The sequence below is a fragment of the Bacillus sp. D7-8 genome (genome assembly GCF_052055895.1).
GTDB classification, from domain to species: domain Bacteria; phylum Bacillota; class Bacilli; order Bacillales; family Bacillaceae; genus Bacillus; species Bacillus velezensis.
The window spans coordinates 3,111,832-3,126,643 of sequence record NZ_CP179922.1; the positions used below are offsets into that span (position 1 = coordinate 3,111,832).

The window sequence follows — 14,812 nt, forward strand, 5'->3', positions numbered from 1 at the left end:
GGGATTTTTTTATATCATCTGGGCCTCTCCGTTTCCGAATGACCAGTCTTCCGCCGCATTGCCTGAGAGGACGATAAACACATCTTCTTTTCTGACGCCCAGCTTTTCGTGCAGCCGGTCAGCCAAATGCTGATAGAATGCTTGTTTCTGATGAGTTGTTCTGGAGTTTTTCAAAGTAAAGCGGATAAACATCAGTTCATCGCTCCGCTCAACTTGAAGATATGACGGATCATAGAAAAACTCCCCTTTTTCGTGCTGGTGCACCACTTGAAAATAGTCACCATGCGGAACATCAATCATCTCCGTCATCGCGGTATGAATAACGGCGCTCATTTTTTTAAGCCAAAATCCGCTTTTCCCTTTCTGTAAATGAATCTGTACAAACGGCATCATTTCTCTCTCCTTTCGTCACATCGTCTGGCCGCAATCGGCTGTTATGATTTGTCCCGTCAGTGATTCCTGCTCCAGCACAGAGCAAATCAGTTCACCGATATCCTCCGGAGCAGCGATCCGTTCCAGCGGAAGGCTTCCGGCAAGCCGATACATCGTCTCTTCCCGACCCGTCCACCATCTTGTTGCAACGGCTCCGGGCGCGACACAGCATACACGGATGTCCGGCGCCAGCGCATGGGCCAATGATTTTGTCAGGCCATGCACCGCCGCTTTGGAAACGGCATACGGAAGGGAAGAACCCGCTCCCGTCAGGCCGGCGATGCTCCCGACATTCACAATAGCGCCTGACTTTTGCTTTTTCATATGAGACGCTGCCGCTCTTGCGCAATGAAACATCCCGTTTACATTGACAGCAAATAATTCATCCCATACTTCTTTCGTTGCAGATTCCAAATCATGAAGCGGAATATGTCTGGTGATGCTCGCATTATTTACGAGTAAATCAAGGCTTCCGAATCGGCTGGCCGCTTCGTTCACCATGTCTCTCGCCTGTTTGTCTATAGAAACGTCCGCTTGAATGGTCATCGCGTGTCCGCCTGCTTTTATTATGATTTCTGCCGTTTGTTCCGCTTCCGTTTTTGAATGTGAATAGTTAATGACAACAGCCGCTCCCCGTTTTGCTAAGGCAAGGCACGCCGCTCTTCCGATTCCTGTACCGCCGCCTGTGACCAGTGCCGTTTTATGTTGTAAATTCATGGCTTCTTCTCCTCTTACGTTCGATGTTCATCAGCTGATATGTTTATTGTAATGGAGATGTGCATTTTCGTATAATGATTGTTAAAGATGTTTCATATCACAAAAAATGATAGCAAAGAGGGAGAGATGACAATGGAAAGCGGAGATTTGCGAATTTTTCAGATGGTGGCCCGTGAAGGTTCCATTACAAAGGCGGCTGCGCGTCTCGGCTATGTGCAGTCAAACGTGACGGCCAGAATCCGCCAGCTGGAAGAAGATTTGAAAACTGAGCTGTTTTTCCGCCATAACCGCGGGATGACGCTGTCTTCAAGCGGCACGGTGCTCCTCCATTATGCGGATCAGGTCGTCGGTCTGATAGAAGAAGCCAAAATGGCGCTCGCTTCAACAGACAAGCCAAGCGGACCGCTTATGATCGGCTCCACCCAGACAACAGCCGCCGTCAGGCTGCCGAAACTTTTAGCCTCTTACTATGAGCGGTATCCTGATGTGGAGCTGTCCCTTACGACAGGACATACACAATATGTAACCGATAAAGTTCTTCGCTATGAATTGGACGGCGCATTTATCGGCTGTCACTTTCATCATCCGGATTTGCACTCCATCCCGGCCTTTGAAGAAGAAGCCGTTGTCGTGACTCCCGCTGCCGTCACCGCTATAGAAGAAGCGGTAAAAAAGCCGCTTCTTGTGTACAGCACGGGCTGCACGTATCGTGACACATTAGAGCGGTGGCTTCATTCCATTGGAACGGCGCATCCGGCCATTATGGAATTCGGCACCCTTGAAGCGATTATCGGGGGAGTGACAGCGGGGCTCGGCATTACGCTGCTCCCGCGAAGCGTAATTACTCAGCACGCCGCACTAGGCGCGGTTCGGATATGGACCATTCCCGAATCTTTCAGCATGATGAAAACGGAATTCGTTACGCGGAAGGATTCATATATGAGCTGTGCATTACGGGCCTTTATTGATTCCTTTTCAGCAAAAAAAGCTTCCGGCACCTCTCTTTGATGCCGAAAGCTTTTTTATTGTTTTTTCTGTGAGCTTCACTGAGTTGTTTAATGTGCTGTGCCGCGGCTTTGATGCCCTCTTTGGCGTCCGGGCAGGATTGCTTCCAATGTTTTACCGTTCAGCAAATATCTAATTATGATCGAAAAGAACAATTGAAAAAATCCACGAGATCCGTATAGCAAAACGGCTCTAATAGCAGGCTTTTAAAACCAACTAAAAACATTAATTTTTAACAGCGTGTCAAAGGAAGCCGGCATTGCAAAAGCAACGTTGTATAACAACAAGGGGTTCCGTTCGAAATTTTAAGAAACCAACAATCGCAAGTACCCACCCCGCAACAAGTGAAACGGGGAATGAGTGTAAGTAACAAGGACCCCCTCATTACATCCCTAAAAAGAAAACATCAAAAGCTGGAGAAGGGGTGTCCTTTTTCTTATGCCGCTAACGGTGCAGTTGAGTAAGGGGTAAAAATTCAAAAAATAGTGATGGAATCCTTTAATAAACTTTAAACATTTCATAGTTATCTTTATAGTACGACATAATAAAGTCACGAAAATTTCTTACCGAAGAAGATAACAGCTTATGTCTCATCCAAGATAAGCCGACTGGATATGAAGCAGAGTGATCAGTCACTTTTATAAAATTCAGCCCCAATGTTCTGCAAACTGAAATAGGAAGCAACGCCACACCTTGATCCAGCTTTATAATCTCGACCAGTAAATGAGAATCTGCCTCAAATGCAATATTTGGGGTGAAACCAGCTTTCTCACAAAGCGAGGCTGTAAAACCGCTATACTCTTCATTATTAGCAAGGGTAATAAATGGTTCATCGGCGACAAGGCGTAAAGAAATTTCTGTTTTACCCGTAAATCGGTGGTTTGAGGGCAAAGCCAGAACAATATCTTCATTTACCAGCACCCAACTCTCTATCTCTTCATCTTGAATTGGATGACCTGTTATTCCTAAATCAATGTCCCCTTTTTTTAAACTTGTTATGATCTCGCTTTTAACTCCGATTGCTTGGAGAATTTTTGATTGAGGAGAGCGGTTGATATATTCACTCATCAGTCCTGCAAGGAATCTTGGATTGGAAATAGATATTCTGATGGTGTCAGAAATTCGATGTTCCTCCAATTGAATTTCCGTTTGTGCATTTTCAATCTCAGTAAAAATCCTGTTTACACGTTTTAAAAGAATTTTCCCTGCTGAACTCAGCTTAATATTTCTGCCTTTTCTCTCAAACAAGGTTGTTCCCAGTTCATTCTCAAGTCTTTTTATAGTGAGACTTAAAGAAGGCTGGGCAATCTTTAATTGTTCTGCTGCTTTAGATATATGTTCAGTATAGGCAACTGTCTGAAAGTATTTTAGCTGCAGCAATTCCATCTGTCTGCACCCCCTCATTTATTTCAATAAATATATATATACCTTATTATGTATTGGATTAAATGTAAATGCGAATGTAAGATAATAGCATAGTTAAAGAAAAGGAAAGGGTGTCATTCAATGAAAATTGATGTGAAAGATATAGCAAAAAATTTAAATACGCCACTAACAGCCCCTGCTTATCCTATCCCAAATTATAAATTTGTTAACCGTGAATATTTAAATATTATTTACCGAACGGATGAAAAAGCTTTACGTGCAGCAGTGCCGGAACCTCTTGAAATTACTGAACCTTTAGTGAAATTCGAAGTGATGTGGATGCCCGATGTTTCCGGACTTGGTGCCTATACAGAGGCAGGACAAGTCATCCCTGTCAGCTTTAATGGTGAAGAAGGAGATTATGTACATTCTATGTATGTAGACAATTTCCCGGCTATTGCAAGCGGACGGGAACTTACTGCATATCCAAAGAAATTGGGTGCCCCTAAGCTGTATATAGACTCTGATACTCTTGTTGGCACATTAGATTATGGCAGTCTTCGTGTGGCAACTGCGACTATGGGGTATAAACATTTCGAAATGGACAAGGAAAAAGCGAAAAGGGAAATTTGCCGACCTAATTTTATGGTTAAGATTGCTACTGATTACAATGGTGATTTAAGGGTTTGTGATTTGGTGCGGACGCAAATAACAAATATAGAAGTTAAAGGTGCCTGGACTGGACCGGCGCGGCTTCAATTATTTGAACATGCTCTGGCACCTCTTGCAGATTTGCCTGTATTAGAAGTTGTTTCAGCATCTCATATCCTTACAGATTTAACCTTAAATGCAGCACAGCCGGTTTATAACTACTTAGAGGAAAAATAAGGAGACGTTTACAATGAGAATTGCAGTTTTAGGAGCAGGTTCTTTAGGAACCATTGTTGGAGCATATCTGTCTGCTGGCGGAATGGATGTCGAATTGATTGATTCGTACAAAGAACATGTAGATACTCTAAATCAAATTGGTGCTAAAGTAGTTGGTACAACGGAACTTCAAGCAAAGGTGAAAGCTATCACCCCTGAAAACAAATCAGGAAAGTATGATTTAATATTACTTCTGACGAAACAATTATATAATGACTCCATCCTTAAAGAGTTGCTGCCTTTTTTAAAGGATGACAGTGTAGTATGTTCCTTGCAAAACGGTATACCTGAACAGAAAGTTGCTTCGATCGTTGGTGATGAACGTGTTATTGCAGGTTCTGTTGAATTTGGTGCTACATTTATTGAACCAGGCGTATCCAGACTTACAACTGAGTATACTCAATTTAAAGAGTACGCTTTTCAAATTGGAGAATTACATGGTGAAACAACAGAAAGAATCCAGCGTATTAAATCGGTTTTAGACCTTATCGGCGGAACACATATTTCCGATAATTTAGTTGGAACGAAGTGGTCAAAATTACTTATCAATAATGCATTCAGTGGTTTATCGGCAGCATTAAACGGAGAATACGGAGACATTCTTGACCATGAAATCGGCATTGTTAGTGCAGTTCATATCGCAGATGAGACGATTAAGGTTGGACACGCCAATGGTGTCAAATTTGCGAAAATGGGCGGCCTTGATTTAGAATCTTTGGAATTAAGAAGTGAAAATGACATTCCTGAACGTATCCAAACATTTAGGTCAGCCATGGAACCATCTAGGCTGCTAAGAGCAAGTATGCTCCAGGATCTTGAGAAAAAACGCAAAACTGAAATTGATTATATTAATGGAGTTATTCCCAAAATGGCAGAAGGTACTGGCATTTCAACACCTTTTCATGATTTGGTTGTAGCACAAGTCAAATGTGCCGAGGAATCTCAAACAGTGCCCAATTTTGATACAAATATAAAAGCATTTGAAGAGTTATTACGTATCCGAAAGGAAATGTGATATATAGGAAAGAGAGAAAGGGATTGCTGCGGCGGTCCTTTTTTCTTGGTTCAGCAAGCGGAAGAAATATACGTTAACAAACGGGTGCATTAGTTACATTAATGGTCTTCGCTATGAATTGAACGGCGCCTTTATTGATTCCTTTTCAGCAAAAAAAGCTTCCGACACCTCTCTTTGATGCCGAAAGCTTTTTTATTGTTTTTTTCTGTGTGCTTCATTGAGCTGTTTAATATGCTGTATCGCAGCTTTGATGCCCTCTTTGGCGTCCGGGTAGGATTGATTCCAATGTTTGACGAGCGGAGGCATGCTTTTTGCAATATGTGTATACAAAATCCACTGCCTGACTTCTTCCTTTACATCCGGGTTTGTTTCGCCAAGCAATAGTTCCGTGTATTTCTCAAGCAGGCCGTCCAGCTGCTGCTGCAGTTTCTCTTCCATACCGTTCCCTTCCCTTTTTCATGATTATGACAATCGGGCGGTGAGGGCCGCTTCCTGCACGATACATCTGCCGCGTCCGTGCGGAATGCAAAGCGGCGTGCCGAACAGCGGATCTTGCGTTACCTGGCAGTTCATCGCAAAGACCTGCTGTACAAGCTCGCAAGTGATGACTTCTTCGGGACGGCCCTCTGCGTAAATCTGTTTATCCTTAATGGCGACCAGATAATGGGCATAACGGCATGCCAGATTCAGGTCGTGCAGCACCATGACGATTGTGCGTTTTTCTTTTTCATTTAATTCAAACAGCAAATCAAGAATTTCAATTTGATGCGTCATGTCGAGATAGGTTGTCGGCTCGTCAAGCAGAATGATATCCGTATCCTGAGCGAGTGTCATCGCAATCCATGCGCGCTGGCGCTGTCCGCCTGACAAGGAATCCACCGGACGGTCGGCCATTTCCTCAAGCTTCGTCGCTTTAAGCGCTTTTGCCACTGCGTCTTCGTCCTCTTTGGACCATTGCTTCAGCCAGCTTTGATAAGGGTATCTTCCCTGCTTCACAAGCTGATGCACCGTCAGGCCTTCGGGAGCTGACGGACTCTGCGGCAAAATAGCGAGCTCTCTTGCCACTTCCTTCGTCGGAAGCTTAGCGATGGCTTTTCCTTCTAAAAGCACAGAACCGCCCCTCGGTTTCATCAGCCGGGCCAATGAACGTAAAAGCGTCGATTTTCCGCAGCCGTTGCTTCCGATCAATACAGTGATTTCGCCTTTTGGAATCGCGACATCCAATTCGTCAATGATAACAGTTTCTCCGTACCCTAAGCTCAGCGTCTCTGTAGAAATTGCACTCATACCGCTAACCGCTCCTTTTTTGAGTTTCCCAACACTATGTATATAAACAAATTGCCTAAACATTCAACGTGAGATCATGATTATATTGTAACAGAAATTAATGACTCTGAATATCATTATCAATTAGTTTTGGGCAAAAAAGCAGCGGGCGGCGGTTATTTTTTTATTTCCGTCATTTCTCCATCATTCTTTTTCAGTTTCAGATAAAAATGGTCATAGCGGCTGTCCAAATTAAAAGCCGAGAGCACCTGCCGGACGACCTCGCTTTCCTGCATCCGGCTGTTTACGGCAAGTTCTCCGAGGATCATCTTCATTTCATCAAGCGCTTCCTCGCCCTCTCTGTGAACCCCTGAGAGCTTGTCCCGGATGTCAGCCTTTTCATGACCGTCTTTTCTTTCATACAAACCTTCATAGCGGTTATGCTCTCCGGCTCCGTAGCTGACGCGAAGGGAAAAGCTGCTGTAAGGAACCGGCTTCGCGGATGATACGGGTGTGCTGTCTTGTTCCGCTTCCCGTTTTTCTTCATTCAATCGGCAGCCGGCAATCAGCATCAGCGTAAGACATAAAACGCCCGCCGTTCTGATCCATTTCATGCGGTTCACTCCCATTCCATTCCGATCGTTTTTAGGTATTTCCAAGGGAGGCGGCTGTCATTCATTAAACAAAAAAGAACCGGAGCGATAACACTCCGGCCGGTTCATCTCAAGATTATCATTCAGTCAGCTCTAAAAATTCCTGCACATCCTGTACGGCAAGGCGGACCGCGTCTTCCCAAAACGACCGTTCCGTCAGATCCGCTCCAAGGTGCTTCATCGCCAAATCCTCAACAGTCATCGAAGCCGTGTCACACAAAAGCGCGATATATTTTTCTTCAAAATCCGCGTTTTCCCGAAGAGCTCTTGCATATATTCCAAGCGAAAATAAGTAACCGAACGTATACGGAAAGTTGTAAAACGGCACTCCCGTAATATGAAAATGCAGTTTCGACGCCCAGAAATGAGGGTGGTACTCCCCTAATGAATCGCAAAACGCTTCTTTCTGCGCCGCTTCCATCAGTTCATTCAGTTTCTCAGCCGGAACGACGCCCTGCTTGCGCTCTTCATAAAAACGCGTTTCAAATAAAAATCTCGCATGAATATTCATAAACATGGCTACGCTTTTTTGAATTTTATCTTCAAGCAAGAACAGCTTTTCATCCTTTGTCTCCGCTTGTTTCAAAGCGGCGTCGGCGACGATCATTTCCGCAAAGGTCGAGGCTGTTTCAGCCACATTCATAGCGTAGGCTCTGTTCAGCTGCCGCACTTGAAGCATGGCCTCCTGATGGAACGCGTGACCGAGCTCATGCGCCAGCGTCGATACATTCGAAGCGCTTCCGGAAAACGTCATAAAAATCCGGGATTCTCCGCTGTCGGGAAAGCTGGTGCAGAAACCGCCGACCCGTTTGCCGCTGCGGTCTTCCGCTTCTATCCACCGATCACGGAACGCTTTTTCCGAAAATGCGGACAGCTTTTTGCCAAACGTCGAAAATTGGCTGACGATCAGATTGGCCGCTTCATCAAATGTGTATTCTTTCGGAGCCTCGCCGATCGGCGCGTCCACATCATACCAGTTCAACCGCTCAAGCCCTAAAAGAGACGCCTTTCGATTCAGGTATTCGGCAAAAGGCTTTTTATGATCGGTAATGACCTGCCACATGACATCCAGCGTTTCTTTTTTCATCCGGTTGATCGCAAGCGGCTCTTCCAAAGCGCTTTTCCAGCCCCGCGCTTTATAGATTTCCGTGCGGAAGCCGGCCAGATGGTTCAGCGTGCTGCCGAAAAGCTCCTCTTCTCCTTTCCACGCTTCATTAAGCTCTTTGAACACTTGACGTCTGATCCGCCGGTCCGGGTGCGCCATCATATTTTCCGCTTGGCCGACCGACAGCTCTTTATCCTCAAACGGAATCTTCATTCTGCCGACAGCCGCATTATACAGGTCGCCCCATGCGTGATAGCCGTCAACGGCCAGGCCCTCAATCAGCCTTTCTTCTGAAGCGCTGAGCTTCTCTTTGACCCGGTCTCTTCTCTCATTTAAAACATATGTGAGATCCTGAAGTTCCGGTTTTTGCAGCAGCTCCTCCCAGACCGGCTCGTCAATCCGGGCAAGTGTATCGTCAAGGGTGACCAGAGCGGATTTAAAATCACTGCTCAGCTGATTGATCCGCGCCCTCCATTCATTCGCTTTCTGATCATGAGTGTTCTGAGCCTGAAGACAGCCGACGAACGCTCCCGCCTGCCTGATCATGATCGCCGACCGTTCAAACCTATCAATCAGATTGATCAGCTCCCGGCTTTCATCCGCATGCGTTGGAACCGTAAACGCTTCAACCGCATGTTGAAAAGCGCTTAGATGATTTTTGAGCTCTTGTATGTATTGCTGAAACTCTTCCGACCGGCTCCCGCCCTCAAAAATGGAGTTTAAATCCCATGTTTCCTTCAATCCCTCTAATGCCATCTTTTCTTTACCCCTTTCTATCCGAAGCTGACTCCATTATAAAACAATTCTGACATATTTCCGAACGATTTCTCCTTCTTTCTGCGAGATGTTATACACTATGAGATAAGAACAAACGGGGAGGATTATTATGAACAGAAAAATTGCCATTGTAACCGGCGCGACGAGCGGATTCGGGCTGCTGACAGCGCTGAAGCTCGCCCGGTCTTATCACGTCATCGCAACAGCCAGACAGCCGGAGAAAGCTGAAATACTGAAAGAGGCCGCCGCTCAAGCGGGTGCATCCGAACATGTTACGGTCGTTTCTTTAGATGTGACAAATGAGCAGTCGGTGTCTGACTTCGGGAACACCATCAGCGGTTTCGGACCGATTGACCTGCTCGTCAATAACGCCGGCACTGCGTACGGGGGGTTTATTGACGATGTGCTGATGGAACATTACAGACAGCAGTATGAATCAAATGTATTCGGTCTGATTCACGTCACAAAAACCGTGCTGCCTTATATGCGAAAACATAGCGGGGCGAAAATCTTCAATATCAGCAGTATCAGCGGACTGACCGGTTTCCCGGCTCTATCTCCGTATGTCTCTTCCAAATTCGCGGTTGAAGGATTTACAGAGAGCCTGCGCCTCGAACTGCTGCCTTTAGGAATTGATGCCGCTTTAATAGAACCGGGCTCCTATAAAACGTCTATATGGGAGACGTCTCTGTCCAATCATCTTACGGCACCCGGCAAAGATTCGCCCTATTACCGCTATTATCAGCAAATCGAAGCTTACTTCAAAGCCAACGCATCCAAAAGCGGGGATCCTGATGACGTAGCGGAGCTGATTTATCAATTGGCACAAAGGAAACGGCTGAAGAAACTGCGGTATCCGATCGGCAGGGGCGTTAAGCTGACATTGGCTTTCCGCTCACTCTTTCCGTGGTCTGCCTGGGAATCGATTATAAAGAAAAAGCTGTTCACTTAAACATAAATTATAATTATTATAATTTAGTATTGATTTTTATTTGATACGTGGTATAATTAAATTATCAGATGACAGGAAGGACGATGAATATGAATACACAAAACGCGAAAAAAACTGAAACTCTTGTTGAGAAATCAATGAACACACAATTATCAAACTGGTTTATCCTTTACTCTAAACTGCACCGCTTCCATTGGTATGTAAAAGGCCCGCACTTCTTTACGCTTCATGAAAAATTTGAAGAACTGTATAACGAAGCGGCGGAAACGGCGGATGCCATCGCAGAGCGACTTCTGGCCATCGGCGGACAGCCTGCGGCGACTTTACACGCTTACCTTGAACAAGCTTCCATTACGGATGAAGGTCAGGAAAAAACGGCTTCTGAAATGGTGGAATCACTGGTTCAAGACTATAAACAAATCAGCCGCGAATCAAAATTTGTCATCGGCATCGCCGAGGAACAAAATGACCCGTCAACTGCCGACCTGTTTGTCGGATTAGTTGAAGAAGCGGACAAGCATGTGTGGATGCTGTCAGCCTACTTGGGAGAATAACGAAAAAAGCTGAACCTCAGTTGCAGGTTCAGCTTTTTTTATGCGTTCAGCTTGCGCTTTCAGTTTGTTTTGTTAATGTGACGTTCAGCGTCTTTTTGCTTCCGCTTCTGAGAACTTGAACAGTCGTTTTATCGCCGATTTTCAGCTGGTTATATAAGATCTGTCTGATATCGGCGCTGCTGCCGACATCTTTGCCGTTCAATTGTACAATGACGTCATTTGATTTGATGCCCGCTTTCGCAGCCGGCGAGCCGGACTGCACTTCTTTTACGTAAACACCCTTAGACAGCTGGTCGCCGAACAGTCCGAGCGTGTTTTCCTGATAGGTTTCCGGCACTTGCGCCATGTCAATCATCTGCACACCTAAAAATGGGCGCTCGACTTTTCCTTTTGCAAGCAGCTGGTCGACTATCGGTTCTACATCATTGCTCGGAATGGCAAAGCCGAGTGACTCCACGCCGTTTTCACTGACTTTCATGCTGTTGATCCCGATAACTTGGCCGCTTGAGTTGATTAACGGGCCGCCGCTGTTTCCGGGGTTAATCGCCGCATCCGTCTGAATCACGTTCATTTCCACTGTGCCTTGGGATGTATCGGCGTCTACCGTTCTGTTCAGCCCGCTGATGACACCTTGTGTGACGGTGCCGGAAAACTGCTGGCCGAGCGGGTTGCCGATGGCAATCACTTTATCGGCAATGCGGAGCTTGGAGGAATCCCCGAAGCTGGCCGCTTTTTTGACATTGGACGAGCTGATTTCCAATACAGCCAAGTCACTGATGGCATCCTTTCCGACAAGCTTTGCCGTTTCGGTTTTCCCATTGTAAAGAGTGACCGACAGTTTGTTCGCACCTTCTACGACATGATTGTTTGTAATGATGTACGCTTTTTCGCCGTCTTTTTTGAAGATGACGCCTGACCCCGTGCCGCTCTCTGTTTCAGAGCTTGAACCGCCGTCAAGTCCGAACTGGCTGCTTTGCGAAGCTTGGTAGTTGGACACTCCGACAATCGCAGGCTCCAAATCTTCTACCATATCCGCTACGCTTGAGGTATTTTTCAAAGGCGTTGACGTAAAATTCGAAGACTGAACTTGTTTCGTATCAGAAACGGCTTCTGTCTTATGCTGCTCACCCGGCAGGTTTGGCACAATGCCAAGCACGAGGCCGCCGCCGATAATGCCGCCTAAAATCGGGCTCAGCCAAGCGGCTCTCCGTTTTTTTTCTTTTTTCACGGCAGCCGTTTTTTCAAATTCCGTACCGGCCGCCATCTCGTTTTCCGCTTCTTTCGAGACGGGCCCTTCGAGCAGCTCGGGCTCCTGATGGCTGATCTGCTGCTGTTCATTTCTGTTTTGTTCCGTATGTGAAAGATCTGACTGATCGCGGCTTCTGCCGTCATCTCGATGATCATTCATATTCACGCACACTCCTTCAGCATATTTTCATTCTATCGATTACATATTCATCGCATGTACAAGTTCTATTGTCCCAATAATAAGGAGAAAAGCAAAGCTCCAAAACAAAATGTGTTTGAACATGTTATCTTCCCCGCTTTTTTTCTTCCTTTCTTCCCTTATACACATCATAAACAAACATTGTGGGATAAAAATGAAAAGAATATGTGAAATTATGAAAATGCGGCTTGAGTGTGTTAAAACTAGTATAATGACGTTGAAAGGATGTGAAATGCCTTGTCATACACCATTTATCTAGTTGAAGATGAGGATAACCTGAATGAACTGCTCACAAAATATTTAGAGAATGAAGGCTGGAACATTACATCTTTCACAAAAGGCGAAGATGCCAGAAAGCAGATGCAGCCGTCTCCCCACTTGTGGATTCTTGACATCATGCTTCCGGATACGGACGGCTATACATTGATAAAAGAAATAAAAGAAAAAGATCCCGATGTGCCGGTTATTTTCATTTCCGCGCGGGATGCCGATATTGACAGAGTCCTCGGGTTGGAGCTCGGAAGCAATGATTATATCGCCAAGCCCTTTTTGCCGAGAGAACTTATTATACGGGTCCAGAAGCTGCTGGAGCTCGTGTATAAAGAACAGCCCGCCGCAAAGAAAACCGGCATCACCGTTTCTTCCTACAATGTGATCGAAGATGCCCGAGAGGTTTATGATGAAACCGGCAGCCTGGTCAATTTGACGTCTAAGGAATTTGATCTGCTGCTTTTATTTCTTCATCATAAAGGACACCCCTTTTCCAGAGAAGATATCCTGCTGAAAATATGGGGCCATGATTATTTCGGCACTGACCGGGTGGTCGATGATCTTGTGCGGAGGCTGCGAAAAAAAATGCCCGGGTTAAAGGTTGAAACCATTTACGGATTCGGCTACAGGATGATGACGTCATGAAAAATAAGCCGCTTGCTTTTCAAATATGGGTGGTCATCTCAGGCATCCTCTTAGCCATTTCGATTCTGCTTCTCGTGCTGTTCTCAAATACGCTGCGTAATTTTTTCACGGATGAAACGTATACGACCATTGAAAATGAACAGCATGTACTGACGGAGTACCGGCTGCCCGGGTCGATCGAGCGGGGATATTACAGCGAGGATGCGACCGCTCCGACGACTTTCCGATCCGTTCAGCACGTTCTTCTGCCGCAACGGGAGGAATCGGCCAGTGACAAAGACTTGAACTACTTTTCTTCTTCCTTTATCCATAAGGTGTACAAGCTCGCGGGCCGCCAGCACAGCGTCACGAAACGATACAGCGCGGACATCAGCGGTGAAAAAGTATTTTTCGTCATTAAAAAAGGCCTCACCATTAACGGCCAGGATGCGATGATGCTGTCTTACGCCCTTGATTCTTATCGTGATGATCTGGCATACACCCTGTTCAAGCAGCTGCTCTTTATCATTGCCGGCGTGATTTTGTTAAGCTGGATTCCGGCGATTTGGCTTGCCAAATATCTCTCGCGCCCGCTCGTTTCCTTAGAGAAGCATGTCAAACGGATTTCAAAACAGGATTGGGATGATCCGGTCATCGTCGACAGAAAAGACGAAATCGGAAAATTAGGCCATACCATTGAAGACATGCGGAGCAAGCTGGTGCAAAAAGACGAAACGGAAAGAACGCTCCTGCAAAATATCTCTCATGATTTAAAAACGCCTGTCATGGTGATAAGGGGCTATACTCAATCAATAAAGGACGGGATTTTTCCTAAGGGGGATCTGGAAACCACAATTGATGTCATTGAAGGCGAAGCAGAAAAACTTGAGAAGAAAATTAAGGATTTATTATATTTAACGAAGCTTGATTATTTAATGAAGCAGCGGGTGCACCATGAGACATTTGACATTGTGAAGGTCACGGAAGAAGTCATTGAACGGCTCAAATGGGCCCGGAAGGAATTATCGTGGACCGTTGAAACAGAAGATGCATTAATGATGCCCGGTGATCCGGAACAATGGAGCAAACTTCTTGAAAACATTCTCGAAAATCAAATCCGCTATGCAGAAACGGCGATTCACATTCGGATCAGGCAAAATCAGCAGCAGATTGTCATGACGGTTGAAAATGACGGGCCTCCGATTGAGGATGAGATGCTATCCAGCTTGTACGAGCCTTTTAATAAAGGGAAGAAAGGCGAGTTCGGCATAGGACTCAGCATCGTAAAACGGATTTTAACCCTGCATAAAGCATCAATTTCAATTGAAAATGACCAATCGGGTGTAATCTACCGAATTATCATACCAAAGTAGACTGTAGTGTTTCATTGCAGTCTTTTTTATGTGAAGGAATAGCCGTTAAAATCTCTGTAGTTTGCTTTCAGCGGTTTTTGGCATTGATGAACCCATTTCTTTTCACAAATTGTCTTTTTCGGATATTTCACCTTTTCGACTTTAATTCCTCTGTTTCGCAAGCGGCTGATCATTTCATCTAATTCTTTCATTTTCAGATTCACCCTTTCGCCAGAACTTTGACCATTCGGTCAGCTCACTTTATAATATAAATAAAACAAAACAAAAAAACAAGTTACAATCAGGTTAAATTTACGGAATATCAATATGACCATATAGTCATACATGAGA

15 protein-coding genes and 3 pseudogenes are annotated in these 14,812 nt (G+C 45.3%); 8 read left to right on the plus strand and 10 right to left on the minus strand.

The features are described from left to right. Nucleotides 1–9 precede the first annotated feature (9 nt). Together ACKTRM_RS15290 and ACKTRM_RS15295 are read right to left on the minus strand one after the other, a co-directional pair. Entirely contained in the window at nt 10–390 is a 381-nt protein-coding gene (locus ACKTRM_RS15290; protein WP_041482216.1) for a tautomerase family protein, read from the minus strand. A gap of 18 nt (nt 391–408) precedes the next feature. Further along, nucleotides 409–1,149 (minus strand): SDR family NAD(P)-dependent oxidoreductase, encoded by a 741-nt coding sequence (locus tag ACKTRM_RS15295; protein WP_012118392.1) that lies wholly within the window; start codon nt 1,147–1,149, stop codon nt 409–411. Nucleotides 1,150–1,281: 132 nt separating this feature from the next. Between ACKTRM_RS15295 and ACKTRM_RS15300 the strand changes: the two genes are divergently transcribed. Next, nucleotides 1,282–2,157 (plus strand): LysR family transcriptional regulator, encoded by an 876-nt coding sequence (locus ACKTRM_RS15300; protein WP_012118393.1) that lies wholly within the window; start codon nt 1,282–1,284, stop codon nt 2,155–2,157. On the opposite strand, the pseudogene ACKTRM_RS15305 reads toward ACKTRM_RS15300, so the two are convergent. Further along, nucleotides 2,111–2,260, minus strand: a pseudogene (locus ACKTRM_RS15305) (hypothetical protein); the annotation flags it as partial. The gene ACKTRM_RS15300 and the pseudogene ACKTRM_RS15305 sit on opposite strands and share 47 nt — an antisense overlap. Before the next feature lie 94 nt (nt 2,261–2,354). On the opposite strand from ACKTRM_RS15305, the pseudogene ACKTRM_RS15310 reads away from it, so the two are divergent. Next, nucleotides 2,355–2,618, plus strand: a pseudogene (locus ACKTRM_RS15310) (hypothetical protein); the annotation flags it as partial. Between the two features lie 34 nt (nt 2,619–2,652). Here the strand turns inward: ACKTRM_RS15310 and ACKTRM_RS15315 are convergent. Further along, the gene (locus ACKTRM_RS15315) at nt 2,653–3,540 is read right to left on the minus strand and encodes a LysR family transcriptional regulator (protein ID WP_012118394.1); all 888 of its coding nucleotides are present in this window, start codon (nt 3,538–3,540) and stop codon (nt 2,653–2,655) included. 120 nt (nt 3,541–3,660) lie between these two features. Here ACKTRM_RS15315 and ACKTRM_RS15320 point away from each other — a divergent pair, with 120 nt between their 5' ends. After that, entirely contained in the window at nt 3,661–4,407 is a 747-nt protein-coding gene (locus tag ACKTRM_RS15320; RefSeq protein ID WP_012118395.1) for an acetoacetate decarboxylase, read from the plus strand. A gap of 13 nt (nt 4,408–4,420) precedes the next feature. After that, entirely contained in the window at nt 4,421–5,461 is a 1,041-nt protein-coding gene (locus tag ACKTRM_RS15325) for a ketopantoate reductase family protein (protein ID WP_012118396.1), read from the plus strand. Nucleotides 5,462–5,653: 192 nt separating this feature from the next. Here ACKTRM_RS15325 and ACKTRM_RS15330 read toward each other — a convergent pair. From ACKTRM_RS15330 to ACKTRM_RS15345, 4 genes and pseudogenes are all read right to left on the minus strand, one after another. Continuing rightward, a pseudogene (locus tag ACKTRM_RS15330) lies at nt 5,654–5,921 on the minus strand (YusU family protein). Nucleotides 5,922–5,923: 2 nt separating this feature from the next. After that, nucleotides 5,924–6,748, minus strand: coding sequence for an ABC transporter ATP-binding protein (locus ACKTRM_RS15335; protein WP_012118397.1), 825 nt, complete (start codon nt 6,746–6,748; stop codon nt 5,924–5,926). Between the two features lie 155 nt (nt 6,749–6,903). Continuing rightward, on the minus strand, nt 6,904–7,341 hold the full coding sequence (locus ACKTRM_RS15340) for a YusW family protein (RefSeq protein ID WP_012118398.1): 438 nt from the start codon (nt 7,339–7,341) through the stop codon (nt 6,904–6,906). 118 nt (nt 7,342–7,459) lie between these two features. Next, nucleotides 7,460–9,241: a M3 family oligoendopeptidase gene (locus tag ACKTRM_RS15345; protein WP_012118399.1), complete on the minus strand. Its 1,782-nt coding sequence runs from the start codon at nt 9,239–9,241 to the stop codon at nt 7,460–7,462. 130 nt (nt 9,242–9,371) lie between these two features. Here ACKTRM_RS15345 and ACKTRM_RS15350 point away from each other — a divergent pair, with 130 nt between their 5' ends. Continuing rightward, nucleotides 9,372–10,214, plus strand: a complete 843-nt coding sequence (locus ACKTRM_RS15350) for an oxidoreductase (protein ID WP_012118400.1) — start codon at nt 9,372–9,374, stop codon at nt 10,212–10,214. An 89-nt stretch (nt 10,215–10,303) separates the two neighbouring features. Next, entirely contained in the window at nt 10,304–10,768 is a 465-nt protein-coding gene (locus ACKTRM_RS15355; RefSeq protein ID WP_041482217.1) for a Dps family protein, read from the plus strand. A gap of 46 nt (nt 10,769–10,814) precedes the next feature. Here ACKTRM_RS15355 and ACKTRM_RS15360 read toward each other — a convergent pair whose 3' ends face one another. Continuing rightward, nucleotides 10,815–12,176, minus strand: coding sequence for a S1C family serine protease (locus tag ACKTRM_RS15360; protein ID WP_012118402.1), 1,362 nt, complete (start codon nt 12,174–12,176; stop codon nt 10,815–10,817). Nucleotides 12,177–12,452: 276 nt separating this feature from the next. On the opposite strand from ACKTRM_RS15360, the gene ACKTRM_RS15365 reads away from it, so the two are divergent. Both ACKTRM_RS15365 and ACKTRM_RS15370 read left to right on the plus strand, forming a co-directional pair. Beyond that, nucleotides 12,453–13,130 (plus strand): response regulator transcription factor, encoded by a 678-nt coding sequence (locus ACKTRM_RS15365; protein WP_007410069.1) that lies wholly within the window; start codon nt 12,453–12,455, stop codon nt 13,128–13,130. Continuing rightward, nucleotides 13,127–14,482 carry a sensor histidine kinase gene (locus tag ACKTRM_RS15370; protein ID WP_012118403.1) on the plus strand — a complete coding sequence of 452 codons (1,356 nt, stop codon included), beginning with the start codon at nt 13,127–13,129 and terminating at the stop codon, nt 14,480–14,482. Before ACKTRM_RS15365 ends, ACKTRM_RS15370 begins: the two co-directional genes overlap by 4 nt. A 26-nt stretch (nt 14,483–14,508) precedes the next feature. On the opposite strand, the gene spxO is transcribed toward ACKTRM_RS15370, so the two are convergent. Continuing rightward, nucleotides 14,509–14,673: an anti-adapter protein SpxO gene (spxO, locus tag ACKTRM_RS15375; protein ID WP_003151811.1), complete on the minus strand. Its 165-nt coding sequence runs from the start codon at nt 14,671–14,673 to the stop codon at nt 14,509–14,511. Between the last annotated feature and the right edge of the window lie 139 nt (nt 14,674–14,812).